Source organism: Arthrobacter sp. MPF02, from assembly GCF_046605375.1.
GTDB lineage: Bacteria > Actinomycetota > Actinomycetes > Actinomycetales > Micrococcaceae > Arthrobacter.
This window is the reverse complement of record NZ_CP176772.1, coordinates 1,720,844-1,747,143: the sequence shown is the minus strand read 5'-3', so window position 1 is coordinate 1,747,143 and position 26,300 is coordinate 1,720,844. Positions and strand designations below refer to the sequence as shown.

Sequence of the window (26,300 nt, the reverse complement as noted above, 5' to 3'; positions counted from 1 at the left end):
CCCGGATTCCCAGACGCTACCCTTGTTGCTGATGACTGCTGAAAGCACGCTCCTCCTCCTGGTCCGCCATGGAGAGACGCCCACCACGGGCCAAGTGCTGCCGGGACGTGCGCCCGGCCTGCACTTGTCCGACCGCGGCCGGGCGCAGGCCCGCCAGGTGGCGGAACGCCTTGATGGCTTACCTGTCGACGCTGTTTACTCGTCTCCGCTGGAGCGCGCCTGCGAGACGGCGGAGCCCACGTCCCTCGCCACCGGTATTGCGGTGACCCCGGACGCAGGGCTTCTGGAGTGCGACTTCGGCGACTGGACCGGAGCAGCGCTCGCAGATCTGGCAGGTCTGCCGGAATGGCAGACCGTGCAGCACAACCCGTCCGCTTTCCGGTTTCCCAACGGTGAAGGTTTCCGGGGAATGCAGGCACGCATGGTGGGCGCACTCGAGGTACTGGCCGCTGCCCACCGCGGAGGCGTCGTCGTATGTTTCTCCCATGCCGATCCCATCAAGGCAGCCGTGGCCCACGCCCTGGGCACCCACCTGGACCTGTTCCAGCGCATCGTCATCAGCACGGCATCCGTATCGGCCATTTCCTATGTGGAACGGAAGGCGCCGGCGGTGCTCACGGTGAACTCAACGTCGGATCCGCTGAGCGGGCTGCGGAGGCCGTGAGATGGGGCAGGTCCCCGCCCGGGAAATGGGGCTGCTCGGTGAAGGCAGTGTGGAGCTGCTTGGGCAGATGCCGCGCAGCAGCAACGCGACGTTCCTGGTCCAGGTGGCCTGCGGGGATGACACCGGCCGTGCCATCTACAAACCCGAAGCGGGCGAGCGGCCGCTCTCGGATTTCGAGCCGGGGCTGTACCGGCGGGAACGCGCGGCCTACGTGCTCAGCGAATACCTGGGGTGGGGCATTGTCCCGCCCACGGTAGTCCGTGCCGAGGCACCCCTGGGGATCGGTTCTCTCCAGTGGTTTGTGGACTGCGACTTCCGCGAACACTACTTCACCCTCCATGAGGATGCGCCGGAGACCCATGCAGCCCTGGCGCGGATTGCGCTGTTCGACTTCGTGGCCAACAACACTGACCGCAAAAGCGGGCATGTGCTCCGGGGCCACGACGGCAGGGTCTGGGGCATCGACCATGGACTGTGTTTCTCCGCGGCCTTCAAGTTGCGGACGGTCATCTGGGACTTCGCCGGCGAGCCGATCCCCCGCGCTTTGCTTGACGACATTGCTCCCCTGGCCGGTGATGTCCCCGCGGAACTGCCTGAACTGCTTGATCCCGTGGAAATTTCGGCTTTGCAGCGGCGGGTGCGGCGCATGCTGCTTGAGCAGGTGCTGCCAGCCGACCCTACCGGCATGCGCTACCCGTGGCCGCTGGTGTAGGGGCTGTTGGCCAAAGCGCCGTAACGCGCGGGTAACGCGTCCGGAACTACCGTCCGCGCATGAGTGAGACGGCGGCTGCCCGAAAATCCGGCTACGAATCAGGGTTCCTCGGCGCGGAGCTGGAAGTTCCCGCCATCGACGCCAGTCTGGGTGAGGACACCGTCCGGCTCGACGGTTCACCCGCCATTCCCTACACGCACTTCTCCCTGGCCGTCAGCAGGTCCCGCGGGTTCGCGCGCTGGGTGGCGTGGAACATCGACGGCGGCAGCATCAAGAAAATCAGCCGGAAAGGCATCTCCTTCCTGAAGGACTCCAGGATTCCCGAGCAGTTCCAGAACGGCGACGAACTGTATAGCGGAAACCGCCTGGACCGCGGGCACATCGCCCGCCGCGCCGACCTGCTGTGGGGTTCGATGCCGGAGGCAAAGCAGGCCAACGAGGACTCGTTCTTCTTCACGAACATCGCGCCGCAGATGGACGACTTCAACCAGAGCGGCAAGGCAGGCGTGTGGGGGCGGCTCGAGGAAGCCGTCTTCGCCGACGTCGACGTGCAGGACCTCAAGGTGACGGCCTTCGGCGGGCCGGTCTTCCGTGACACCGACCGCGAATACCGCGGCGTCCGCCTGCCACGGGAGTTCTGGAAGATCCTGGTCTACAAGGAACAGGGCGAGCTGAAGAGCGCGGCATTCCTGCTGACCCAGAACCTCAACCCGCTGGAGGCCCTGGACCTGGACGAGTTCCGCGCGTTCCAGGTCACCATCCCGGAACTGGAGGAACGCATACTCCTTAGGTTTCCGGCCGCCCTGCAACCCGCGGACGGCCGCACCACGCTGCTTGCACCCGGCGAGCGCGCCCCGCTGGCCAGCATCACCGACATCCGGTGGTGAGTTGGGCTAGAGGGGAAGTATGCGCGGGGTCACGGTGATCTGCAGGCCCGCGTTGTCACCCAGGAGCGGCTTCATCAGGGCGGGAACGTCGATCCGGCCGCTCCACCGGTTGGCCGTTCCGTCCCGGTCCAGCAGGCGGTCCCGGTCGTCCGGGATCCAGTCCCGCAGGGCAGTGGGAATGGTGCTGTTCCATGCCGCCCAGGCCGTGGGCAGGGGCTGTTTCGCGGACGGCGGTTCGATGTCCACCACCAGGGTGTCCTGCCAGTCCTCCGTCTGCTCCATGTGGTCTTCGAAAAAGAACCGGCCTTGTTTCTCGACGATGGACATCAGCCGCAGCCGCAACGCCTGCCGGAGCCGGGGGACGCTCCTTCCGCCCACCAGCGGGCGGGGAGCCTGCGAGGACAGGAACGTGGTGAGCAGCGGCTGGGGTGAGTCGATGGGGTCGCCTTCCCGCCAGCGCTCGATCTGCACCGGGCAAAAGTGGGCGGCGCTCTGCTCGTGGACCATCACCGGCAGGCCCCGGATGGCCACGCCGACATCCAGCTGGAATTCAACCTCCCGCGGCGCGTCCCGCCCTACGGTGAAGCCCACAAGTTCCACCTGGATTTTAAGGTCGCCGAAGAGGAACCGCTGCAGGTTCTGGTAGCCCTCTTCGGAGTTGACGATGCCGTAACGCCCGCTGTGGCTGCGGTGGACGATGGCCAGCGGGGCGCCCCGGACCGCGGCGTTGTCTATCTGCACAAGCCCGTCGCTGCGCGGGCCAACCGCCTTTGAAGACAGCCCGAACGCGACGTCGTAGTCCTCGGGGTTGGAGCCCACCAGGCAGAACAGCTCGCCCACCGGAAACCCGTCGTCAGGCATTTCCGTCGCCTGGAAGGCATCGCGGCGGAGGGTCCGACGGCGGGCTGCCGGAGTGAGGTAGTCATACATCCGGTCAGGGCCGAAGATGTCGGCACCCTGGATGCCGGTGGCGTCCCTGATCCGTTCCAGCAGGCCATAGCCGACGACGAAGTTGATGCCGCCGTGCGGAGTCGCGTAGGTAAAGACCCTGGCGACGTACACGGTGCCCGCAGCAGGGTCCACGTTCCCGTCGGCGTCGGCCATCTCCTCCGGAATGACCCGCTGGAGGAGGGACCGGCAGATCAGTCCGCCCATCGAGTGCGCCACCAGGAAGACCTTGGGCGCCCCTGTCCTGTCGAGCACCAGCTTGATGAGCCTGAAGAGGTCGTGTGCGGCCTCTTCGAAGGAAAACTTTTCCGGATCCTCGCCAAAGGTATCCGCAGAGTCGTCGTAGAAGCGGTGGATCCAGATGGATGCAGGGTTGACGGTTCCGGCGTCCACGCCCTGCAGGTACGCCCACTGGTCGCCGTGCACGGGAACCTCGTACTTGTGGTCCGTGACGAGGCGCAGCATAGGGGACTCGAACTGGTGGAACCTGGCTTTCCCGCGGCTGTCCGAGCGGACGTGGACAGATCCCTGGCTAAAGCCGTAGAAGGGATCATCCACGGCGCTGTTGATGGCACGGCCGTTGCCGGCGAAACCGCGGACATAGATGATGGGTAGCCTGCCATCGGCGCCCGGGATGCCCATTGCCTGTCCCCTATTCCGTCAAGTGCCGCGGCGGCGCTTTCGCTCCCCGCGCGGTTGGGGGCAGTTGAGCATGCATGCCGTTACGACGGCGTTACCGGGCACCTTAGGTGCCTCCAAGCACCCGTGGCCGGCGGTAATGCGCCAGTAACGCGGCTGCGTTTCACTGGGACGAGGCCGTCCTGCAGGCCGGCTCAGCCGGGACGGAGCCACCGGGAGCGACGGCAGAGGAGAACGCACCATGAACGCACAGGATGCCCGGCCGCACTGCGACGTCAGGCCCCAGACCCGCGCGGTGTTGCGTCCCGACCTCGCACCTGGCAGGGAGAGGCTTATCCGCCGCCTGAGGGCGAAGTGGGTGAACGGCACGGTGCTGCACTTCTGGTTCTTCGAAGGCCCGGCGCCGCAGAAGGCCGCGGTGCGGAAGGCCTTCCAGGAATGGAAGGACCTGAGCATCGGGCTGGAGTTCACCGAGGTGTCCGACCGAAGCGAGGCGGAAGTCCGGGTCGCCTTCGACCAAGGTGACGGGTCCTGGTCCTATGTGGGGCGGGACGTGCTGGAAATCAGCATGACGGAACCAACCATGAACTTTGGCTGGGACCTCACCGATGACTACGGCCGCACCACGGCGCTGCACGAGATCGGCCACACCCTCGGCATGCCGCATGAGCACCAGAATCCGTTCGCCGGGATCGTTTGGGACGAACCCAAGGTCTACGAGTATTTTGGCGGGGCGCCGAACCACTGGCCGCCGGAGCAGACCCTGCACAATGTGTTGCGGAAGATCGACCCAAGCGAGGTTGAAGGCTCCCCGTGGGATCCCGACTCCGTGATGGAATACTGGTTTCCGGCGGGCCTCATCAGGGAACCTGCCCGGTTCCAGGCAGGCCTGAACCCGCCGGGCGGCCTGTCCGAAGCGGACAAGGAATGGGTGCGGAAGTTCTTTCCCGCCATCAAGGCCGAACTGCCCCTCCTGGACCCGTTCAGGTCTGTGCCGCTTTCGCTGGAGCCGGCGGAGCAGGCGGACTTCGCCTTGGAACCGGGCGCCTCGCGGACGTACGAGATAGCCACGTTCGGGACAGCGGACACGGTCCTGGTGCTGTTCGAGGACGTCGACGGCGAGCTGCGTTTCGTCGCCGGTGATGACGACAGCGGCGAAGACCGCAATTCCCGCCTTTCAGCCAGGCTTTTCCAGGGACGGCGTTACGTGGTGCGGGTGCGGCTCTACTGGGCCGGCGAGTCCGGGCAGACCGCCCTCATGTATTGGTGAAACCTGTTCCCGGACCTGGCAGTGAACCGGCCCTGACCGTCCCGAGCCGTCTGTCAAACCCGCAGCACCCGGGAAGCTCAATATTCTCCGAATTCTTGCTAAAGGAAAGCCGGCTCCCAGGTGTCGTGGGGCAGGATGGGTGCTGTTCGGCGCAGTGGCCCGTCAACCCGGGAGCCATGCTCCGGCGCGACGCGTTGCCGGCAGCCACGCCGCTTTCCAGGCGGCGAACGGGGCCGGCCGAGATTGGGGAGACCATGCGAGGGGACGATGTTGGGGCAGGACCTGACGATGCGCTGGAAGGCCTTACCACCGGTCCGGATGCCGGCACCCTGGTAATCCGCACGTGGCATGAACGCGAGGGGCAACCTCCTGGCTTCCGTGCGAGAATCACCTACGGGCCGGCCCTGGGCAACCAGCAGACAACCGTCTCGGCCGCCGACCCGGACAAGGTCCTACACGTTGTCCAGCAGTGGCTGTTGAATCAGTCGGCTGCTTCCGGCGGGCACTAGCTGCACGTCCGCGGAACGCGGCCGCTGTCCGGTGGCACCGCTGATCAGCTTCCTCAGCGCGTCTGACGGTGTGACACCCATGTCCTCCGACAGCTGTTCCCGGTACTTTTCGTACGCCAGCATGGCGCTGGCCACATTCCCCTGTGCGAGTTCTGCTGCCACCAGGACCCGTACGGCGCTCTCGTAGAGTGGTTCGATTGCCAGAGCCGCGATTGCAGCCTCTGCGGCGGCCTCGTGGTTCCCCTGGCCGGCGAACTGCCGCGACAGCAGCGAGAAGGCGCGGAGCCGGTCGTGCCGCAGCCGCCCCTGCTCGAACAGCACCCAGTCCTCGTACCAGCCCGGGAGGAACTCAAGGTCACGCAACTCCTGAAGCCTGCCCGCCGCCGTCGTTCCGCCCGGAAGGGCTGCTTCCTTCAGGATCAACCGCACGGCATGCAGGTCTACGTCGACCTCGTGGTGAAGGGACAGCAGCGCACCGTCCTTGACCAGCAGGCCGGGCAGCTGCCGGGAGACCAGGTGGACGGTCACACGCAGGCTTTCCAGTGCTTTCGCTTCCGGATACTCCGGCCACAGCATTCCGGCGATGTAGGTCCGGAGGCTGGGACCGCGGACGGCCAGGGCGGCAATCAGCCGCTGTTGGCGTGCTGCAACGTGAAGGGTACTCCCGCCCTGGCGGAGCTGCCAGGACTGCATGAGGTCCAGCTCATAAATTCCATAGTCAACATTGCCCATGGCTACCCGATCTGAGCAGGCGGTAAGGCACCGCATCCGTATGATCGAGGATCCTCAGGTTGAGGTATAAAGTCAATTAGCAAATCCCCCTATCTAAGTAGGGAGAGACGCCTCTCAGGACCGCAGCGTGCCGCTAGCTCTGCGCCGGCCCTGTCAGGTTCCGGTTCCTGTCGATCGAACGCCGGATCCCGACAATCCGGACGGCGACCCCTGCCAGGACCAGTCCGATCCCCAAGGCCATCAGGCTCCACACCGGCATGGCCGCGGCATCGATGTTGCGGTAGCACTCGGCCGCCAGGCCGGTGATGTGCATCTGCGCATCGGCCTCTTCCGCAGCGCGGCTTTCCGGGAGGAGAGGGCTGCCGCAGAGCGGCCCTGCCGGCCTTAAGCCGACAACGATGCTGAGGACATGCAGGGCCAAGCCAACGGCAATCGTCACTATCCACCCGCGCCGTTGACGAAGGTCTTCATTGAGCCCTTTGGTCTTGTTTCCCGCCGAATCCTGAACCGCCATGTTCAGAGCATAATGAGGGTCAAAGTGTTTTGCAGGCTGCCTTCCCCTGCCGCAAGATACTTCCGCTGTTGCGCCACGCCGCTACCGGCAACCTGTGAGGACGCCTGCAATGGCATCTCGCTCGGCCCGGGTGACCCAAAGCTGGTACTTCGCCTTAACGGCAGTTTGGCGGGCAACATACTCGCACCGGAATGACCTGTTGGGCGGCAGCCAGGTGGCCGCGTCCTTGTCACCCTTCGCGGCGTTTGTGGGGCCGTCGGCGGCCATGAGGTTCAGCGGGTCGTTGGCGAGTTCCTTGCGCCTGTCGGCGCTGAGCTGCTGCGCGCCTTTCTGCCATGCGTCGCTGAGCGGAACGATGTGGTCGATCTGTACGTCCGAGCTGGTGTCCTGCCCGCGGACGAATTTGATGGTTGCGCCCGTGTATTTGTCCGCGAGAGACCCTCCAGCGACGACGCAGTTGTTTGTACCGGGTTTGAAGGTTTCGTTCGCGAGGTCCCGGGCGAGGATGTCATTGCGGGTGTCGCAGCCGTTGTGGTCGGTGTCAGCCCACGCGGGTCCAAACTCATCCCGGCTGTAGCCGGTCTTCGGGGCGCGTCCCTTCACCGGAATGCCTTCGAGTTGCGCAAGCGCCTGAGCGGCATCAGTGCCGGAAGCTCCTCCCGCCCCGGGATCACCGGCAGCGGAGCCCTGGGCAAATTCGATAGCTTCAAGGGCATTGGTTGCGGCATCACAACCAACGAGAGAACCGGCCAGGAAAAGGGCGGCGACGGCGGTCAGGGCCGGGGAGGTAAAGCGGATAATCTAACGGTCCTTCTGTTGAAATCGGGCGGTTCCACGCTATCCGCCCCCACCACAAGCCAGCCGGAGGCACACCTGTGGTGCCCGTCATACCCCGGGTCCAGGCGGCGTAGCCGAGCTTTCCGGCCAACCATCCCACCCTGCCTGCGCCCATGGCTCCAAATCAAAGTCCAGGTCGTGGTCCTCAGGTGCGGATAGTTCCCGCCACGTGATTCCGGTGCGCGAGGTACCGAGGCTCGCTGCCATGGGCATCCGCTCCGCTGCAATGAGCATCCGGCAGGTTGGCCAGTTGCGGGGTCTGGTCCAGGACGTAGCCCGTAGCCGCAAGCCCGCCGTCGTGGATAAAGGCGGCGACTTTGAAGAAGCGCAGCGGGATGCCGACGCCCCGGTAGACGGTATCGCGCTCGCTGAAGACCGGGCCGGTGAATACAACGATCCGGCGCTGATCCAGGCGCATCAGCACCGAAAAGTGCCTATACGTCCTGGGCAGAAGGTCGAGAGCCATGCTGGGAACCGCAGCCTGAAGTTGCCTTCTAACCCGTAGGCATCGCGGCTCCCAACATGGATAAGCCAAATCTAAAGCGCCGTGATTAACACCACGTAAACAGCGCTTAGGTACGCCTCCTGGATCTGGACAGTTCATCGGCTATTACGTCTCATCCGGCAGCACGGACGAGAATGGCGATCCGGAATTTGTGCTTCATCCAGAGGCAGCGCGGGCCATTTTTGGCGCCAGCGAGTAGATCAACAGGAACTCTGTACTGACGCCTGCTTTATACCCGCGAGTAGTTTCGACGGCACGGGTGTAATCTACTAAGCAGCCTTACTACCTTGCGGCCTGCAAATTCGTAACGCGGGACTGTGAGGAATACCGCGCGGAGCAGGACGACAACAAGCAAGATTCTTAGGAGCCCGCATGACAGAAGTACAGCGGCCGGCGGTGACAGGCCAGCTCTTGTGCCAGCGTTACCGGCTTCAGGAACTGATCGGCCGTGGCGCGTCCGCAGCGGTGTACCGGGCCGTTGACGAAGTATTGAGCCGGGAAGTTGCCCTGAAGGTCTTTTCCAGGAAAGGCGGCGAGCCGGAATTGCTCGCGCGCCAGGAAGCCGAGGTTCGGATCCTTGCCTCCCTGATCCACCCGTCCCTGGTCACCCTGTTCGACGCCGGCACGGACCAGGCCATTGAGCGCACCTTCGTGGTCATGGAGTACGTGCCCGGCCCGGACCTGCGCCGTCACCTGCGGGACGGCGCGATGGCGCCGGCGGACATTGCGTCGATGGGATCGGATGTCGCTTCCGCACTGGAGTATGTTCACGCCCGCGGCGTGATTCATCGGGACATAAAACCCGGCAACGTCCTCCTCTACCCCCGCTCCGGCCGGGCCGGTGCCCGATGGAAGGCAAAGCTCGCAGACTTCGGCATCGCCCGCGTCATGGAGGAAGACCACCTGACCGGGACAGGCCGCACCGTCGGCACTGCCGCATATTTGAGCCCCGAGCAGGCCCTCGGCGAGCCGCTGGATGGCGCGAGCGACGTCTACTCCCTGGGCCTGGTGCTGCTGGAATGCTTTACCCGCCAGGTCGAGTTCCCCGGCAGCCACATCGAGTCCGGAGTGGCAAGAATTCATCGGGACCCCCTAATTCCAGGCGGCATCGGCGCTGACTGGAAGGCCCTGCTGACCGCAATGACCGCCCGCCATTCCGCAGACCGGCCTACTGCTGCAGAGGCCGCAGCCGCTCTGGAGCAGTTGGTGTTGCGCGGGAACGCGCCAAGGATGGCCCCTGCGCCGGCCAGCCCGGCAGCGGCACCGGTATTCGGCAATGGGCGTCCCCCATTGCCACCACGCGCCCCGGCAGATTCCCCGCATCCAAGGAAGCGTGGCAAACGCGGCCGGGCCGTCATCGGTGCTGCCGCCGCAGCAGTCATCCTGACCGGTGCCACCACGGCCACTTTTGGGGAAAGCGGGCCGAACCCGGCCGCCGCACCAGCCGGCCAGGCAATTCCCGTGCACAACAATCCGGTCGATTACCACCTCGATCAGCTCGAAGCAGCCCTCGAAACCACCCCCGCGCTGTTGCCAATGCTGACGCAGGTGCGGCAGGCGGTAAGTACCGGTGATCTTCACGCGGCGCTGGAGCACCTGGACCGATTGGAAAAAGATGCCACGGACAAAGCCACGGGGAACGGGTTGACGTTCGAGCAATTCCGCAGCGTTATCAACGCCCTGCGCCTGGTCCGGAATGACCTCCAAATCCTCCTGGCCTCCGCGGACGCACCGGTTGAAGCTCTTCCCACGGCCACCCCACCCGCCCCCGAGGCCAACCACAACCCCGCGCCTGCCGTAATTCCGGAACCTGCACCAGTCATCATTGTGAACCCTGCACCAGCGGCCCCGGCGGTTAATGAAGACCGGGTCGATCAGGAGCGTGAAGACCTGGCCGGGCAGGAACCCGGGCAGGCCGAAAACGACGCGCCCATGGAGGGCGGCCCGGATGACAAGCCCAAACAGGGCAAGCCCGACAAACCGGGCGACGGCAAGAACAACAAGCAGTAGGTTTCAGTCAGCACTTTCCCGCTGGAACGTCCACGTTATGTGGCCAACGTGGCGCACGCTGGCCGCCGGCACCAGAGGCGACCCGCCGCCGTCGTAATTCAAAGCGGACCCCTGCAGTCGGGCCTGCCGGGCGCCGGAAATCCCGGCAGTTCGTGACCGCAATTCAGGGGCAACAAAATTCCTTACGTTCGACCCGTTTGTAGCAATTGACAGTAAGCGTGGCAGGAGTCACACTGTTGCACATGGTGATTGGTGTTGCGTCACACGCATACGGTTATTTTCTAAGTCCTGCGCCTGTTGCGCGGGTCGATCCTCCCCGAACCGTATGACCATGGCGCCTTCGACAACACCGGTTGCCCCCACAAACTCCGTGGCCCCCACGACCCGCACACTACCCAGCCCTTTGGGAGGAAACAGATGACCACCTCAGTGAACGTCCCCCTCAACTCACGCGGAAAACTCGCTTCATCATTGCCTGCAGAGCAGCTGGCAGAGATCACCGAGTTGTTTGCGTTCCGGCGTAAGGGGTATTCCCTCGATGCCCCTTTCTACACCGACCCGGCCATCTTCAAGGTCGACATGGAGGCCATTTTCGGCCAGCACTGGATCTTTGCCGGCAGCGTCGCTGAGCTGCCGGAGCCGGGCGACTACATCACCGTCGATTACGGTCCCTACTCCCTGATCGTCCTCCGCACCGACGAAGGGGACGTCAACGTCCTGCACAACGTTTGCCGCCACCGCGGGGCCCGCGTCCTGACCGAAGCTGCCGGTTCCACCGGAAACCTCGTCTGCGGCTACCACTCCTGGACCTACTCCCCCGAGGGCAACCTGATCCACGCCTCAGCCCCCGGCGAGGCGAAGTTCGACAAGAACTGCTTCGCGCTCAAGCGCGCCCACAGCCGCGAGGTTGCCGGACTCATCTTCGTCTGCATCGCTGACGAACCGCCCACAGACTTCGACGAGACCTCGAAGATCTTCGAGCCCTACCTCGCACCCCATGACCTGTCCAAGACGAAGATCGCCTACCAGCAGAACATCATCGAAGAGGGCAACTGGAAGCTCGTCATGGAGAACAACCGTGAGTGCTACCACTGCGATGGACACCCGGAACTCGCCTGCTCCCTCTTCCCCACATGGGGCCTGACAGAGGGTCTCATCCCGACCCACCTCGAGGAAGTATGGGACCGCAACAAGGAAGCCCAGTCGTCCCTCGAGGAACGGTGCCGCCGCTACGGCCTGCCCTACGAGGTAGTCGAGGAACTTGACACCCGCATCGCCGGAATCCGCATCTCCCGCGAATCCCTGGACGGCGAAGGCGAGTCGTTCTCCGCCGACGGTCGCCGGCTTTCCAAGAAGCTCCTCGGCGACCTGCCGGACTTCCGCCTTGGCCGCTGCTCGATGCACCTGCAGCCCAATAGCTGGTTCCACTTCCTCGGGGACCACGTCATCACGTTTGGCGTCTTCCCCATCAACGAACACCAGTCGCTGGTCCGCACCACCTGGCTGGTGGCTGACGACGCCGAAGAAGGCGTCGATTACGACCTGGAAAAGCTCACCTACACCTGGAAGCAGACCAACCTGCAGGACAAGGCGTTCGTTGAACTGTGCCAGCAGGGCGCTGCAAGCCCTGCGTACGAGCCCGGCCCGTACATGAAGAGCGAATACCAGGTTGAGGCCTTCATCAACTGGTACGTGCAGCGCGTTCAGGAGCACTTGGCATGACAGAACTCCTTACTGAAACGGTGATCCAGGAACCACAGCGCATTCGCGGTCTTGAGATGCCGTGGAACAGGGTCATGGGCAGCACCGAGGCACCCGCCCGCGCTGCCCGTGCACTGGGCCCTTGGCACCCGCAGGAGTTCATGGCTGAATGCGTAGAGACTGTTGTCGAGGCCGGCGGCCTCATGACCTTCGTGTTCCGCCGCACCGACGGTGCGCCCCTGGCCTTCCGTGCGGGCCAGTATGTAAACGTCGCCTTTCCGGTCAACGGTGAGGACCAGGATCCGGTGGACCGCAGCTACTCGCTGTCCAGTTCGCCAACACAGCCGTGGACGTTCAGCATCAGCGTCAAGCGCGACCCCACGGGCCTGGTTTCCCCGTGGGTGCATGAAAACGTCAAACCCGGCACCGTCCTGGACATGCTCGGACCGGTCGGGGCATTCCACCTGCCCGACGCCGACCGCCGGGCGCGTTACCTCCTGCTGGCAGCCGGCGCAGGCATCACCCCCATCATGTCCATGGTGCGGACCATCCACTCCCTGCCCGGACACGCCGATGTAGTTGTCCTGTACCACGGGGCGGAAGCTGGAGGCTTTGCCTTCCACCAGGAGCTGGCCTACATCGCGTCCGTGGATGCGCGCATCAAGGTCTTCTACTCCCTGGGCGACCGCAGCAAGCCCGAGGGGTGGGAAGGGCTCACCGGAAGGCTGACGGCGGCCATGCTCGACCAGGTGGCTCCCGACGCCAACGGCCGCCAGGTCTACGCTTGCGGCCCCGAGGGTTACCTGAACAGCGCCACCGAACTCCTGAAGAAGGTCGGCGTCGACGACACCTCCATCTACATGGAATTCTTCTCCGGTGACCGCCAGACACTCCTTGAGTACCAGGCAGAAATCGCGCTTGCAACGGACATCGCAGAGGAAATTGCCGAGGAAATCGCCGAGTCCGCCGAGGATTACTACGAAAGCCAGCCGAGCGCGTTCGGGCTCTACGAGCCCGGCTACGACGCCGACGGACCCCTCGAGGCCACGGGGCTGCCGCTGGAGACCGTCGAACCGGAAGCGCCCGCGGCCGGGGGTAGTGCGGACGAGAAGCCCGAGGCCGTGACCCCCGATGCCTCGAGCTTTGAGACTGTGGGAACTGGCAGCCTCACCCTGTCCTTCATGCGCACCGGCGTAAACGTGCGGATTGATCCCGACCAGCACATCCTCGAGGTGGCGCAGCGTGCGGGTGTCCGGATCGGCGCCAACTGCAAGGAAGGCATGTGCGGCTCCTGCAAGGTCGTCAAGCTTTCCGGGGAAATCGAGATGAACCACCAGGGCGGTATCCGCAAGCGGGAAATCGACGCAGGCAAGTTCCTGCCCTGCTGCTCCACGGCGCAGACCGACATGGTCATCGATGCCTAAGCCGCACCAGTTGCCCATGACCCCACTTGCTCTAGACAACTGACAACTACTGGCTCACAGAAGATCTGATGCAACCAGCATCAGATCTTCTGTGAGCCTTCTATCGCCAACCAGAGGAGCCACTCCATGTCAGGTAACAAAGCCGTTGCGTACAAGGCGCCTGGGATCGTTGAAATCATCGATACCCCGTACCCCACTTTCGAACTCAGGGAAGGCCCCGGAGTCAACCCCATCAACGTCGGCCGGAAGGTTCCGCACGGTGTCATCCTGCGCACCGTGAGCACCAACATCTGTGGGTCGGACCAGCACATGGTCCGTGGCCGCACCACCGCTCCGGCCGGCCTCGTCCTGGGGCACGAGATCACCGGTGAAGTCATCGAGGCAGGTCCCGACGTCGAGTTCATCAAGGTCGGGGACATCGTTTCGGTTCCCTTCAACATTTCCTGCGGCCGCTGCCGCAACTGCAAGGAGCGCAAGACCGGCATCTGCCTGAACGTGAACCCGGACCGCCCCGGTTCCGCCTACGGTTACGTCGACATGGGCGGATGGGTCGGCGGGCAGGCGGAGTACGTGCTGGTCCCCTACGCGGACTGGAACTTGCTCCGCTTCCCGGACCGGGACCAGGCCCTGGAGAAGATCATGGACCTGACCATGCTCTCGGACATCCTCCCGACCGGTTTCCATGGCGCCGTCACGGCTGGTGTCGGCGTCGGGTCCACCGTCTATGTTGCCGGGGCAGGGCCCGTGGGACTTGCCGCCGCCGCCAGTGCCCAGCTGCTGGGCGCCGCCGTGGTCATCGTCGGCGACCTCAACGAGGACCGCCTCGCCCAGGCCCGGTCCTTTGGCTGCGAAACCGTCAACGTGGCCAACGGAGACCCTGCGGACCAGATTGAGCAGATCCTCGGCGTCCGGGAAGTCGACGCCGGCATCGACGCCGTCGGGTTTGAAGCCCGCGGCCACGGCCACGGCGCCCAGGAGGCGCCTGCCACCGTGCTCAACTCGTTGATGGACATCACCACAGCCGGTGGATCCGTAGGCATTCCCGGCCTGTACGTTACCGGCGACCCGGGTGCCGCCGATGAGGCCGCCAAGAAGGGCAGTCTGTCCTTGTCCCTGGGTACCGGCTGGGCGAAGTCCCTCTCCTTCGCAACCGGCCAGTGCCCGGTGATGAAGTACAACCGGCAGCTGATGATGGCGATCCTGCATGACAGGATCCAGATCGCGAAGGCGGTCAACGCCACGGCTATTTCCCTCGAGGATGCCCCGCGGGGTTACGCCGAGTTCGATGCCGGGGCCGCGACGAAGTATGTCCTGGACCCGAACGGCTACCTCAGCAACCTCAACTAGTTCAAGGCAGCTCGGGGGTTCCCTACAAGCAAAAGAGCGGCCGTTGCACCGCCCAGATCGTGGGTGATGCAGCGGCCGCTCGGCATGTTAACAAGCTCCACGCCACACTCTGGTTGCGCTGCCGGAGACGGCTGGGGCTAAAGGAAGGTGATCTGAGCAGTGCCCCGGACCTACTAAAATGGTTCGGTCGCGGTACTCGACTCCGGGAGTCGAACCCCGAGACCGAGTTTCGCCACCACGAACTGGATGCGCAGTTCGAGCAGCGCGAGAACTAGCCGCTGCCCACTCACTGTTATCAAGGCCGGCAACTTCGCATAGCAGAGGCCACTCAGCATAGGGGCACACCCAAGTGACGTGAGGCTGCTGAACCCCACCACACCCCGCCGGAATCCAGTACTACAGTGGATGCATGGCTCTCAGCCGCAATCCCCTAGACGACCTGCGCGAAACCATCGGACATCTGGCTGATCAGCTCAAGCTGCCCGGTTCGGAGCGCGTGGACGACCTGGTGGGCGATCTCATTGGTGCCAAACCTGGACCGGCCCGGCCGTTGTCCGAAGTGCAGGCCGAGCTCGACGCGCTGGTCGGACTGGAGACCGTGAAGGAACAGGTGCGGGCCCTCGTCGCACTGCTCCAGGTCCAGGCACGCCGTAAAGCGCACGGCCTGCCGGAAGTGGCTACATCACAGCACCTGGTCTTCCTTGGAAACCCCGGCACGGGCAAAACCACCGTGGCGCGGCTCCTGGCTGAGATGTACCGCGCGGTCGGCCTGCTGCAGAAAGGCCACCTGGTCGAGGTCGACCGTTCGGGCCTCGTGGGGCAGTACGTCGGCCAAACCGCCATCAAGACGGACCGGGTGATCCGGCGTGCCCTGGACGGCGTCCTGTTCATCGACGAGGCCTACGCGCTCGCCCCGGAGGACAGTCGCATGGACTTCGGCCCCGAGGCGATTGAGGTCCTGCTCAAGCGGATGGAGGACCACCGCCACCGTCTGGTGGTGATCGTGGCCGGGTACCCGAGGCTGATGGAGTCCTTTTTGCTCTCGAACCCCGGGCTGCGCTCGAGGTTCGCCCGCGAGATCACGTTCCCCGACTACTCGGTCGACGCACTCCAGACGATTTTCCACCAGATGCTGGCCCAGCACGAGTACATGCTGGAGCCGGGCGCGGACCATATGCTGCGCCGTATCTTCAGCGGGCTCCACGCGGGCGAGGAGTCCGGCAACGCACGGTTCGCCCGCACGCTGTTTGAGCAGGCGCTCAACCGCCAGGCGCTGCGGCTCTCGCTCGATGAGGATCAGCGTCTCGACGCACTCGATCGTGAGGCCGTCATGACACTCACCACGGACGATATCGTCACGGCCGCGCTGGCCCTGGGTGAGGAGCCGGAGCCCGAACCCACGCAGGAACCGCAGCAGCCACGCTGGCGGCGCTGGCTGTACTGACCATATCTGCGGTGGCTCAGGCTCGACATCGCAGAACGGGCCTGTCGCCTGTGCAAACAATTGCACGGCGATCGGCCCGAAGTATCCCGACAAGGATGGTAGGACTTTGCGTCCTAGGAAAAGTAGGGACAGGAAACCCTGCTGACTTTGCCACGGAAGGTGCGTAACGTCGACGGGAGCAGTTGGCGGGAATTGGTACGCGACACGCAGCTGCCGCAGAGGTCTGGGTCGGTGCAACGAGGGCATGCATACACGACCCCTACTAGGAAGTGAGGAGCATTATGCAATACCGCACATTGGGTAACAGCGGCGCTGTCGTTTCAAACTACGCTTTGGGAACCATGACGTTTGGGGCTGAGGCCAGCGAGGAAACGTCGCACGCCATCCTGGATAATTATCTTGCGGCCGGCGGCAACTTCATCGACACCGCCAATGTTTACAGCGGTGGAGTATCAGAGGAGATTATTGGACGCTGGCTCACGCGGCACCCCGAAGCCAGAGACCGTATAGTACTGGCCACAAAGGGACGCTTCCCTATGGGCGAGGCCCCAAACAGCGTCGGCACATCCCGCCGCCATTTGATCCGGGCCTTGGACGACTCCCTGCGCCGCCTCGGCGTAGAGCAGATTGACCTTTACCAGATGCACGCGTGGGACCCGATAACGCCCCTGGAAGAGACTCTCCGCTTCCTGCACGACTCCGTTAGCAACGGCAAGATTGCATACTACGGATTCTCCAACTTCTTGGGGTGGCAGCTTACAAAAGCGGTCCACTTGGCGAAGGCCCATGGCTGGAGCCTACCTGTAACACTCCAGCCGCAGTACAACCTGCTTGTCCGCGAAATCGAGTGGGAGATCGTCCCGGCCTCCCTCGACGCGGAGATCGGCCTGCTGCCGTGGTCACCCCTGGGCGGCGGCTGGCTCTCCGGCAAGTACAAGCGCGACGAGCCACCCGTTGGTGCCACCAGGCTCGGTGATAATCCCAATCGGGGCATGGAGGCGTGGCAGGCTCGCAACGACGATGCCCGCACATGGGACATCATTGACGTAGTCGAGAAGATTGCCTCTGACCATGGTGCAAGTGCCTCGCAAGTCGCTCTGGCTTGGTTGGCGGACCAGCCCGCCGTAACGTCCGTGATTCTAGGCGCCCGCAACATAGAGCAACTGGCTGATAACCTTGCCGCTGCAGACCTCGAACTGACCCCCGAAGAGTCAGACCGGCTGACTCAGGTCAGCCAGCCGCGGGCCGGTGTGTACCCCTATGGACCCTTGGCTCAAGAGCAGCGGAGCCGAAAGATCGAAGGCGGCAGGTGAATCCCGGAGCTACCAGCATGAGCCCGCCGATGCGGTGCGCAAAGGCATCGCATCGGCACATAGACAGATCCGAAAACTATAATCCGACCTATATGGTTGTCGTTTGCCTACATCTGGGTGTGGGCGGCTAGGGCCGGATCGGCACCAACACGGGCGCCTGATTCCAGGGCCGTTATATCCGCCACCTCGCCCGGAGTGAGCGTGAGACGCACGGCTGCCAAGTTTTCCCGCATGCGTGTGGAATCCGCTGACTTCGGGATGACGATTGTTCCCTGTGCCAGATGCCATCCCAGCAATATCTGGGCCGGGCTGGCCCCATACTTTTCCGCAAGAGACGTCACTGTAGCTGCCATGAGGTCCGCGCCCTGACCCAGGGGGCTGTACGCCTCCACTGCGATGCCGAGGGAGCGGCTTTTCGCGGACAGTTCCTCCTGCTGGAATGTGGGGTGAATTTCGATCTGATTGACGGCCGGAACAACGTCCGACGCTGCCAGGAGCGTATCCAGGTGGTTGGCGAGGAAGTTGGAGACGCCAATGGCACGGACCTCGCCGTTAGCGTAGAGCTTTTCCATTTGTTTCCATGCCTCAACATAGAGTCCCTGGGACGGTACGGGCCAGTGGATGAGATAGAGGTCCACGTAGTCGACCCCTAGAGCCCGGGCACTGTTGTGGAACGCCTCGTCTGCCTTGCCCTGCTCGCCGTTGCGCAGCTTGGTTGTTATGAAGATCTCCTCCCGAGGGATCCCGGACGCGGCAATGGCTGCCCCGACGCCGGCCTCGTTTCGGTAGGCGGCAGCCGTGTCTATATGGCGGTAACCAGCTTCCAGGGCATCCTCGACAATGCGCTGAGTCTCTTGCGGTGGGACCTGGAATACGCCGAATCCAAGTTGCGGGACCTGTACGCCGTTGTTGAGGGTTATGGTGGGCACATTTATGTCTTGGGTTTGGGACGTCATCGGCTTCTTCCGTTGTTGGATCGGTTTCGTTCGGGAGAGTCTCTGGAGGCTCCCGGCCCCCTCTGTGCAGGTCAGCGGGTGATCATATGGCCTTCGGCGTCAAGGTAGTCGCGCCACGAGCGCTTCGGCGTCCAACCGAGCATTCGTTGGGCTTTTGCGCTGGAGATGCCCGAAGCATCGTCACGGTCAAGGCTGCGCAATTCGATGCTGTCGCCGTAGTACTTGTTGAGGATTTCGGCAAAGTCGTGGCCGCCGACGTTATCGGGGGAAGCGATGTAGAAGACCTCGTGTCCGGGCAGGTCAGACTCCGTGGCCAACACGATGGCGTCGGCAAGGTCGTAGACATCGATGTAGCTCCAGAGATTGGGGCTCAGGACCGACGCGTCACGGACCTGCGGTCCGAGGTTTGTCTCGTAGTTGCCCTCGAACTGGACCCAGCTGGGCCGAATGGAAATGCAGCGCATGTCAGAGCGTGCGATTGCGGCGTCCATGAGCTGCTCGCCGAAGTGCTTGGAGAGCGCGTAGGGGTCCTGCGGGCGGATCGGGTGCTCCTCGTCCACCGGCGCGTAGTCCGGGAGAAAATCGCGCTCGGGAAAGAAGAACCCCGGCACGGTCTCACTTGAGATGTAAACGAAGCGCTTTACGCCAAATCGAATGGCGGCCTCAAGAACGTTGAAGGTTGCCATAAGATTGGTTTGGAAGACGACGTGAGGTGGATGACCTGTGGGTTCCGGGATCGCAGCCATGTGCACCACGGCATCCACTCCGCGGACGACGGAGTACGCTTCCCCTGCGTCGGTGAGATCGGCCATCATGTACTTCGGGGTGCCTTCAGGTTTGCGCTCGAAGCCGGGACGCGTGAGGTCGGTGGTGAGCACTTCGTGCCCGGCGTCGATCATTGCCTGGGTAGCAGCCCGACCGACCTTTCCATGGGCACCAGTGATAAGGACCTTCATAATGTCTCCTAGACGGTACTGCTGTGCTGGTACAGGTATGACCAGGTACCAGGAAGCTTCGACTGGCGCCGTCGCCGGCCTCACTGATGGGTCCCACGGGCGCCTTTTAGTTTATTGTCTAAACTATATGCATGTGAATGAGTCACGGTCAATGTCCCAGCACCCCTACGTGAGCTGTGTGGACAGGGCGGGCGCAGGGTGCCCGCCTGCGGCTAGGGACGCTAAGGACTTGGCGGGGCCGTTGATTCTCTTGGAATGAGCGTGGGGGTTGATTTTCGTACTCGGGGTTCAGAACCCGAGTCGGTGATGAGGTCGATGGCTGTTCCGGCAATGTGGTCCAAAGGCACGCGGACGGAAGTCAGCGGTGTGGGAAGCCGGGCTGAGAGCGGTGTGTCGTTATAGCCAACGAGAGAAAGGTCCGGACCGATCTGCAGGTCGTGGCGGTGGGCAGCGGCGATAATGCCCAGAGCAATGTTGTCATTCGCGGCGAAGACAGCGGTCGGGCGCTTCTTCGATCCCAGCAGCTTTTCGCCGGCGGCGAACCCGTGCTCAATCCCGTATCCCCCCGCAATTGTCCATGCTTCCGGGAGCTTGATCCCGGCTTCTTTCATGGCTTTCCGCGCGCCGGCGAGTCGGCCTTTCGCTGTGGACGTGAAGTCTGGACCGGTGACGACGGCGATGTCCCGGTGACCCAGGTCAAGCAGGTGGCGCACGGCAAGATACCCTCCCAGTTCGTCATCACCGAGCGCTGAAGGGCTGACCCCGTCGGTGCGCAGCACCAGGGCGTGGGCCACGCGACGTTCACGCAGCAGCCGGGGAAGCTCATCGTCAAGGCGCGCGGTGGCCAGGATCAGCCCGTCCACGTTCCGATCCAGCAGAGTTTCGGCTGCTCTCCGCTCGTCGCCGGGGTCGTCACCGCTGGTCGCCACCATAGCGAAATAGCCCCGGGAGGAGGCAGCCCGTTCCAGTTCTTCGAACATCAGCGCCATGACAGTGTCGCTCAGCCGTGGGACAAGGACGCCCAGGGTGCGGGTCTCGCCGCGGCGGAGACTGGAGGCGAAGGAGTTTCGGCGGTAGCCCAGCTCTTCGGCGATTTTTCGGACGTGCGCGGCGGCCGCTGAGCGTGAGGTGGTGCGTTCGTCAAGTGCGCGGCTGGCGGTGGAGATACTCACGCCGCTGGCCGCAGCGACGTCCTTGAGCGTGACGATAGCGCCGGGGGCTGCCGGTTCCATAGCGAGTCTCCTTCCAAGCAGGGGCGTTACAGACACTCTATTCCTCCCTTGCAAACGTTCTCTTGACAGTGATCTGCGACACGTGCAAAATTGAAAACGTTCCCGCAAACGTTCTCATAATAGCGGGACTACCGACCATCAAAGAAGACAAGAAGGTAGCTGCAATGACACTCGATCTCCGCGGACTCAGTCCCGCACCTGTCACCCCGTTCACCGAAGATGGCGCTGTCGACTACGCTGCAATTCAGCGCCTGGGTTCATGGCTCGGATCGATTGAGGGCGTGAAGAGCCTCGTCGTCCTGGGGCACGCCGGCGAAGGCACATTCCTTACCGAAGAGGAGCAGCTCGACGTCATCCGCGCGTTCGTGGCGTCCACCGACGGCCGTGTCCCGGTCGTGGCGGGTATCACGAAGGAGGGCAACAAGACCGCGGCCCTCGAGGCCAAGAAGGCCGTCGAGGCCGGCGCGGCAGCTGGCCTCGTCTACCCCTCACACGGGTGGCTGCGCTTCGGATACCAGCAGGGCGCCCCGCAGTCGCGCTACAAGGAGATCTATGAAGAGTCCGGCCTGCCGCTGATCCTCTTCCAGTACCCCGACAACACCAAAGCAACCTACGACCTCGACACCCAGCTGGAGATCGCCGGCCAGGAGGGCGTCTTTGCCACGAAGAACGGTGTCCGCAACATGCGCCGGTGGTACACCGAGATCCCCGCGCTGCGCGCGGCGTACCCCGAACTGCAGGTGTTGTCCTGCCATGACGAGTACCTGCTGCCGACAATGTTCGATGTCGACGGCCTGCTGGTCGGCTACGGCAACATCGCCCCCGAACTGCTCGTCGAACTGATCGAAGCCGGCAAGGCCCAGGACTACAAGCGTGCCCACGCCATCCATGAGCGACTGCTGCCGGTCACCAAGAACGTTTACCACCGCGGCTCCCACATGGAGGGCACCGTCGCCCTGAAGTGGGGCCTCGTGAACCGCGGCATCCTGGACCACGCCACGGTGCGCACCCCGCTCCTGCCCCTGCCCGAGGGAGCCGATAAAGAAATCGCGGAAGCCTTCGCCGCGGCAAACCTCGGCAAGGTCACCACCGCCGCTGCCGTCTGACCCACCCATCACGGGTCCTCACGGGCGGCGGGCTCCCCCGCCCGCCGCCTGTGCCCCAAGCTTTTTACTCTCCACCCCGGGCCCTTCGACGCCCCCAGCAACGTCGCTGTATAAGGAGGACTCGCCGATGCGCGAGCAGCAGAATAAGACCATCACCCGCACAGGTCACAGGGAAGAACAGATGGCAACCCAGCAAGGAAACCAGCCCGCCGTCACGGCTCCGAAGCACCGTACCTTCCTGGGCTACCTGGCCCTGATGGGCCCGGCCTTCGTCGTCGGCGCCTGGCAGTTTGGCCCCGGCAACCTCACCACCGCCGTGCAGGCCGGCAGCCGCTTCGACTACACCCTCGTTTGGGTCATCGCGGTCTCCACCATCCTGATGATCTTCTTCACCGACATGAGCGTCCGGCTCGGCATCGCAACACCGACCTCCCTGATCACCTCGATCAAGGACCACCTGGGCAAATGGGTCGGCGTCCTGGCGGGCGTCGGCGTCTTCGGCATCACCCTGATGTTCTCCGTCGGCAACGCCGTCGGATCAGGTCTCGGCCTCTCCCTGATCTTCGGCGGCTCCCCGGTCCTCTGGACCGTGGTCTGCACCATCGCCGTCGGCATCGTCCTGGCCTTCCGCAACGTCTACGGCATCGTTGAAAAAGCCCTCCTGGCCATCGTCGTCCTCATGGGACTGGCCTTCATTGCCAGCACCGTCGTCGCCCAGCCCGACTGGTACCGCGTCCTCGAAGGCGCCGTCCCCACCCTCCCGGCAGGCAGCGAAATCCTCGTCGTCGCCCTCGTTGGCACCAACTTCTCCATCAACGCTGCCTTCTACACCTCCTACGGCATCAAAGAACACCGCCGCACCCGCGCCGACTACCGCGACATCACCCTCGCCGACACCATCCCCGGCATCGTCGCCCCCGGCATCATGACCGCCCTGGTCATCATGGTCGCCGCCGCCGTCCTCGGCAGGACCGGCGCCGAAGCAGGCACCGTCAACGCCCTCGCATCCGTCTTCACGCCCCTCGCAGGCCCCGTAGGCTCCATGGTCTTCGCCCTCGGACTGTCAGGTGCCGCGTTCTCCTCCATGATCGCCAACGCCACCGCAGGCGGAACCATGGTCTCGGACGCCCTCGGCCGCGGCGCGAAAGCCGGATCACCCATGGCCCGCATCTTCACAGGCATGATCCTCGCCTTCGGCCTGATCATCACCCTGACCTTCCAATCCTCCCCCGTCGCCCTGATCGTCATCGCCCAGTCCCTCACCGTCCTCATCGCACCACTGCTCGGCGTCCTCATCGTCACCATGGCCAACAAAACCTCCCTCATGGGCGACCTCCGCAACAAGTGGTGGCACAACCTCTTCGCCGTCATCGGCCTCGTCGCCATCATCGCCTCCTCCATCCGCCTCATCACCACCCTGATCGGCTAGCAACGCGAATCACAGATACAAGTAGTGCCCCGTCCGGTTCGACGGGGCACTACTGCCGCGATGGGCGACTCACCGACAAACCAACTGCCTTCGGTAAACCCGTCATTCAGACCGCGCGGATCGAAACAAGCTCGTAGACCATGGCCGAGCTCAGTGCCGGCCCGCGGCAGGTCAGCTGATACGGCGGGCCGCGGTGAGCATGCAGTTCGACGTCGATGCGCGCCGGGTGGGGCGGGCAGCCGGTGAGGTGGATCCGCCAATGATCCCCGTCGCGGAAAGTCTCGACCACCCTGTAGTCATGCCGTCCGGCTGGGCCGAAACGCCTGAGCGTTGCCTCGACAGCGGCCTGCTGTGCAGGAAAGAGATCCGTGTATCCGCGCAGATGCTCCGCATGGATACGGCCCGCGAAGTGTTCTTCGATCGTGGCGACGGACGACTCCACGTCCAGATTTCCGTAGTAGACGCCGTCGGGTGCAACCACGACGTTTGCCGCGAACCTGTCACCTCCTACATGCGAACATTCCCACACCAGCTCCGGCCACCGCTCACTTAGCGCACGTCCCACGGGCCGACCCCGCATGGCACAGCATTGGTCATGCTGACTGTGAGTGCAGACCAGGATGACGGGCGGATAGCCGAGCGTTCCGGGGAGGCTGAGGGCTCTGGCAATTTGCGCCAGATCCTCATCGTTGCCCCACGTTCCCCATTGCTGACGATATTCGCCCGAATCCTCATGGCGCAGTACTGCCCAATGGCTCTGCCCCTCACGGCGGCGTGGGCCGGGCCGCCTCACCAGCAGCACCCGCGCCTTTGCCGCCTTCGCGGCGGAGAGCAAGAGTGCTTTGGTCGCAGGCTCGAGATCGAGCCCTTCGAAGCCATTAGGAGGCCATCCGCCCCGGTACTCTATGAGAACCCAGGCGACGCCGTGGGACGCCGTGCCTGCAATTGGGTCGCCGCGCAGCCGGGCGCCTTCCGAGCAGAAAAAGCGCTCCGTGGCCGCCACCCCGGCGAAGTTACTGTCTCTATCACTGTTCAACGGGAACGAGAACCCCCGCGCGCAACAGTCTTTCAACAAGGTGGACGCCGAGATCACCCGCGGCGTGAATCTCCCTGTCGAGCAGGCGCGTTACAGAAGGCAGATCAGTCGCTGGGAAGTCGAGCCAACCCACGCGCGTGGTGAGGCGCAATCCCTCCAGCCGTGCTTCCAGTGCATCACGAAGCCGGACTAAAGACTCTGGGCTTAGGCCCTCGACAGCCGAGAGCTGGGCCAGTGGTCCCAGCGGTGCCGGACGGCCCTGTCCTCGCCGGGTGCGGTGGAACAAAGAACTGGTTTCAGCCTTAGCGACGGCAGCGGCGAGGCGCTCACGGACGACGTCAATCTCCCCGTTCGGTCCGTCGAGGCCTAATGGCAGGGTACGACGCATCTCGGGATCGTCGCCCAGCGCTGCAAGCGCGGCTTGGGCGAGCTGTTCGGCCAATGCGTAGCGGGTCCAACTGTGGATTCCAAGTGTGAGGTGGATGGAGACCTGGCCCTGCGCCTGAGCGGCATGCAACCAGCCACGCGGCAGGTAAAGGACATCCCCACGCTCAAGCACGGTATCGATATAGGCCTCCCCTTTCGCGGCCTCGGCCACGCTGGAGCGGCGATCAGTCCAGGGTTGATCACGCAACGGGTCTGTGTGAACCGGCTCATGAATGATCCAGCGTTTTGTCCCCTCGATCTGTAGGACGAAGACGTCGTGCACGTCGTAGTGATCGTCGAACCCCCGGTTCTGGGGCGGCGTGACGTATGCATTGGCCTGCACCGGATGTCCGAGCTCCGTGCTCAGCCTGCTGCTGAAGTCCGCGACGGGTTCCCATGTGCGGTGCAGTGCCTGCAGCACGAGCGTGGCACCTTCCGCGAACTTGCGCCAAAGCGCGGTGTCGTCAAGCTGGTCAGAGATGGTGGCGCCGACGCCGGCGGGTGAGGTGAATGAAGAATCGGGAAAGGTAGTGCCGCCCTTGGCAACGCGTAGAAAAGGTGTGCGCAGTCCACGGCGCGAGACCAGTTCGTCGACGGCCTCGGCAGAGAACAGATCGGAGAAGTCGCTTGCGCCACGCGTGAGCAGCGCCGTGCGCCCCCAGACGTCGCCAGCGAACCTCTCACGGCCAATCTTAATCAGGCGTGTCTCCAGGACCCCGCCGCTTTCCAAGGCGTCGGGGTCCTGAAAGTCCTTTCGGATGGTGCTCAAGATTCAGACGCCCCGTTCTGCGGCTCCCCCATCGGCCCCTCCGTCAGCGCCACCGTCGGCACCGCCGTCAGCCCCACCGTCGACACCTCCATCGGCGCCGCTGTCAGCACCTCCATCGGCGCCGCTGTCAGCACCTCCATCGGCGCCGCTGTCAGCTCCTCCATCGGCGCCGCTGTCAGCTCCTCCGTCGGCACCGCTGTCAGCTCCACCATCGGCACCCCCATCATGCGTGCCGGGGACGCCGTCCGCGCCACCGTCCGCGGGGCCTTCCTGCTGGCTTGGATCCTGCTCTGGACTAGTCATGCTTCCTCCCGGGAATCGAAATGGATCAGCTCCGTTACTGGCACCTGATTACCCAACCGGGCGATCCTTCGCCGGCACCGCCCGTGATCACCCTAACGGCACGGGCCAGCCCTGGGAATAACTTTTCTTTTCACAACTCAGTCGGGCGCCCCGCACGGCCATCCCCTCCCCTTCAAGAAATTGACCTCCAGTGCGCATCGGCGCCGGGAAAGACTGCTGCCTGCAAAATTGAGCAGCTTCAGAAGCGTCATTCTTCTTATGGTGTCGATACCGCTGGCAAGTGATTATTCGTCGTCGGACGCGCGGTGCATGTATCCCAGGGAGTCACCCTCTGCGCCTAGGTCTGGCGCATTCTCCAACCAGTCGGAAGCGGCTCCGGCCCGCCCGAACAGCTTCGCGGTGGCCAGGCACAGCCCGCGCGACCCAAAACCTAAGAGCGACGCCACTACAGGCTTTGAACAATCATTAAAGCAATAAACCCCTCTGACGAGGGATATCCTGTGCCCGAGGTGGGACTCGAACCCACACACCTTTCGATACCGCATTTTGAGTGCGGCGCGTCTGCCAATTCCGCCACTCGGGCGCGGAATACATGGAGCCATAGAGTAAGCCCACAGCTGACTGTGAGCAA

At 63.9% G+C, this 26,300-nt stretch carries 23 protein-coding genes and 1 tRNA gene; 12 read left to right on the top strand and 12 right to left on the bottom strand.

Annotated features, from left to right (window positions below; genetic code table 11):
• Nucleotides 1–31: 31 nt before the first annotated feature.
• Genes ACLH0K_RS08185 through ACLH0K_RS08175 form a run of 3 tightly spaced genes read left to right on the top strand, consistent with a single transcriptional unit; the run spans nt 32 to nt 2,263 of the window.
• Nucleotides 32–664 (top strand): MSMEG_4193 family putative phosphomutase, encoded by a 633-nt coding sequence (locus ACLH0K_RS08185; RefSeq protein ID WP_411376282.1) that lies wholly within the window; start codon nt 32–34, stop codon nt 662–664.
• A 1-nt stretch (nt 665) separates the two neighbouring features.
• Nucleotides 666–1,376 carry an SCO1664 family protein gene (locus tag ACLH0K_RS08180; RefSeq protein WP_411376281.1) on the top strand — a complete coding sequence of 237 codons (711 nt, stop codon included), beginning with the start codon at nt 666–668 and terminating at the stop codon, nt 1,374–1,376.
• A 59-nt stretch (nt 1,377–1,435) separates the two neighbouring features.
• Nucleotides 1,436–2,263 (top strand): DNA/RNA non-specific endonuclease, encoded by an 828-nt coding sequence (locus ACLH0K_RS08175; RefSeq protein WP_411376280.1) that lies wholly within the window; start codon nt 1,436–1,438, stop codon nt 2,261–2,263.
• A 6-nt stretch (nt 2,264–2,269) separates the two neighbouring features.
• Here ACLH0K_RS08175 and ACLH0K_RS08170 read toward each other — a convergent pair whose 3' ends face one another.
• Entirely contained in the window at nt 2,270–3,853 is a 1,584-nt protein-coding gene (locus ACLH0K_RS08170; RefSeq protein ID WP_411376279.1) for an esterase/lipase family protein, read from the bottom strand.
• A 238-nt stretch (nt 3,854–4,091) separates the two neighbouring features.
• Between ACLH0K_RS08170 and ACLH0K_RS08165 the strand changes: the two genes are divergently transcribed.
• Complete coding sequence (locus ACLH0K_RS08165; RefSeq protein WP_411376278.1) at nt 4,092–5,120, top strand: M12 family metallopeptidase; 1,029 nt, start codon at nt 4,092–4,094, stop codon at nt 5,118–5,120.
• A 452-nt stretch (nt 5,121–5,572) separates the two neighbouring features.
• Here ACLH0K_RS08165 and ACLH0K_RS08160 read toward each other — a convergent pair whose 3' ends face one another.
• The 4 genes from ACLH0K_RS08160 to ACLH0K_RS08145 all read right to left on the bottom strand — a co-directional run bounded on the left by ACLH0K_RS08160 (nt 5,573) and on the right by ACLH0K_RS08145 (nt 8,178).
• Nucleotides 5,573–6,361, bottom strand: coding sequence for an AfsR/SARP family transcriptional regulator (locus tag ACLH0K_RS08160; protein WP_411376277.1), 789 nt, complete (start codon nt 6,359–6,361; stop codon nt 5,573–5,575).
• A gap of 133 nt (nt 6,362–6,494) precedes the next feature.
• Nucleotides 6,495–6,875: a hypothetical protein gene (locus tag ACLH0K_RS08155; protein ID WP_411376276.1), complete on the bottom strand. Its 381-nt coding sequence runs from the start codon at nt 6,873–6,875 to the stop codon at nt 6,495–6,497.
• 81 nt (nt 6,876–6,956) lie between these two features.
• On the bottom strand, nt 6,957–7,577 hold the full coding sequence (locus ACLH0K_RS08150) for an HNH endonuclease family protein (RefSeq protein ID WP_411376435.1): 621 nt from the start codon (nt 7,575–7,577) through the stop codon (nt 6,957–6,959).
• Between the two features lie 280 nt (nt 7,578–7,857).
• Nucleotides 7,858–8,178 (bottom strand): hypothetical protein, encoded by a 321-nt coding sequence (locus ACLH0K_RS08145; protein WP_411376275.1) that lies wholly within the window; start codon nt 8,176–8,178, stop codon nt 7,858–7,860.
• Between the two features lie 411 nt (nt 8,179–8,589).
• Between ACLH0K_RS08145 and ACLH0K_RS08140 the strand changes: the two genes are divergently transcribed.
• From ACLH0K_RS08140 to ACLH0K_RS08115, 6 genes are all read left to right on the top strand, one after another.
• Complete coding sequence (locus ACLH0K_RS08140; protein WP_411376274.1) at nt 8,590–10,227, top strand: protein kinase domain-containing protein; 1,638 nt, start codon at nt 8,590–8,592, stop codon at nt 10,225–10,227.
• Nucleotides 10,228–10,644: 417 nt separating this feature from the next.
• Nucleotides 10,645–11,949, top strand: a complete 1,305-nt coding sequence (locus tag ACLH0K_RS08135) for an aromatic ring-hydroxylating oxygenase subunit alpha (RefSeq protein ID WP_138135961.1) — start codon at nt 10,645–10,647, stop codon at nt 11,947–11,949.
• On the top strand, nt 11,946–13,352 hold the full coding sequence (locus ACLH0K_RS08130) for a ferredoxin reductase (RefSeq protein WP_411376273.1): 1,407 nt from the start codon (nt 11,946–11,948) through the stop codon (nt 13,350–13,352). The genes ACLH0K_RS08135 and ACLH0K_RS08130 overlap by 4 nt, the downstream gene beginning before the upstream one ends.
• A gap of 126 nt (nt 13,353–13,478) precedes the next feature.
• On the top strand, nt 13,479–14,699 hold the full coding sequence (gene fdhA, locus ACLH0K_RS08125) for a formaldehyde dehydrogenase, glutathione-independent (RefSeq protein WP_411376272.1): 1,221 nt from the start codon (nt 13,479–13,481) through the stop codon (nt 14,697–14,699).
• A gap of 409 nt (nt 14,700–15,108) precedes the next feature.
• Nucleotides 15,109–16,143, top strand: a complete 1,035-nt coding sequence (locus ACLH0K_RS08120; protein WP_411376271.1) for an AAA family ATPase — start codon at nt 15,109–15,111, stop codon at nt 16,141–16,143.
• Nucleotides 16,144–16,424: 281 nt separating this feature from the next.
• On the top strand, nt 16,425–17,456 hold the full coding sequence (locus ACLH0K_RS08115) for an aldo/keto reductase (RefSeq protein ID WP_411376270.1): 1,032 nt from the start codon (nt 16,425–16,427) through the stop codon (nt 17,454–17,456).
• A 107-nt stretch (nt 17,457–17,563) separates the two neighbouring features.
• Here ACLH0K_RS08115 and ACLH0K_RS08110 read toward each other — a convergent pair whose 3' ends face one another.
• From ACLH0K_RS08110 to ACLH0K_RS08100, 3 genes are all read right to left on the bottom strand, one after another.
• A complete protein-coding gene (locus tag ACLH0K_RS08110; RefSeq protein WP_411376269.1) occupies nt 17,564–18,385 on the bottom strand; it encodes an aldo/keto reductase in 822 nt (273 codons plus the stop codon).
• 98 nt (nt 18,386–18,483) lie between these two features.
• Nucleotides 18,484–19,368 (bottom strand): NAD-dependent epimerase/dehydratase family protein, encoded by an 885-nt coding sequence (locus tag ACLH0K_RS08105; RefSeq protein WP_411376268.1) that lies wholly within the window; start codon nt 19,366–19,368, stop codon nt 18,484–18,486.
• Between the two features lie 221 nt (nt 19,369–19,589).
• Nucleotides 19,590–20,600, bottom strand: coding sequence for a LacI family DNA-binding transcriptional regulator (locus ACLH0K_RS08100; RefSeq protein ID WP_411376267.1), 1,011 nt, complete (start codon nt 20,598–20,600; stop codon nt 19,590–19,592).
• A gap of 164 nt (nt 20,601–20,764) precedes the next feature.
• Between ACLH0K_RS08100 and ACLH0K_RS08095 the strand changes: the two genes are divergently transcribed.
• The gene (locus tag ACLH0K_RS08095; RefSeq protein WP_411376266.1) at nt 20,765–21,706 is read left to right on the top strand and encodes a dihydrodipicolinate synthase family protein; all 942 of its coding nucleotides are present in this window, start codon (nt 20,765–20,767) and stop codon (nt 21,704–21,706) included.
• 127 nt (nt 21,707–21,833) lie between these two features.
• The gene (locus ACLH0K_RS08090; RefSeq protein ID WP_411376265.1) at nt 21,834–23,135 is read left to right on the top strand and encodes an Nramp family divalent metal transporter; all 1,302 of its coding nucleotides are present in this window, start codon (nt 21,834–21,836) and stop codon (nt 23,133–23,135) included.
• Nucleotides 23,136–23,241: 106 nt separating this feature from the next.
• On the opposite strand, the gene ACLH0K_RS08085 is transcribed toward ACLH0K_RS08090, so the two are convergent.
• From ACLH0K_RS08085 to ACLH0K_RS08070, 4 genes are all read right to left on the bottom strand, one after another.
• A complete protein-coding gene (locus tag ACLH0K_RS08085; RefSeq protein ID WP_411376264.1) occupies nt 23,242–24,138 on the bottom strand; it encodes a sucrase ferredoxin in 897 nt (298 codons plus the stop codon).
• A gap of 22 nt (nt 24,139–24,160) precedes the next feature.
• Nucleotides 24,161–25,366: a cupin domain-containing protein gene (locus tag ACLH0K_RS08080; RefSeq protein WP_411376263.1), complete on the bottom strand. Its 1,206-nt coding sequence runs from the start codon at nt 25,364–25,366 to the stop codon at nt 24,161–24,163.
• Entirely contained in the window at nt 25,363–25,578 is a 216-nt protein-coding gene (locus ACLH0K_RS08075; protein ID WP_411376262.1) for a hypothetical protein, read from the bottom strand. Before ACLH0K_RS08075 ends, ACLH0K_RS08080 begins: the two co-directional genes overlap by 4 nt.
• A gap of 592 nt (nt 25,579–26,170) precedes the next feature.
• Nucleotides 26,171–26,252 (bottom strand) — tRNA-Leu (locus tag ACLH0K_RS08070).
• Nucleotides 26,253–26,300: the final 48 nt, after the last annotated feature.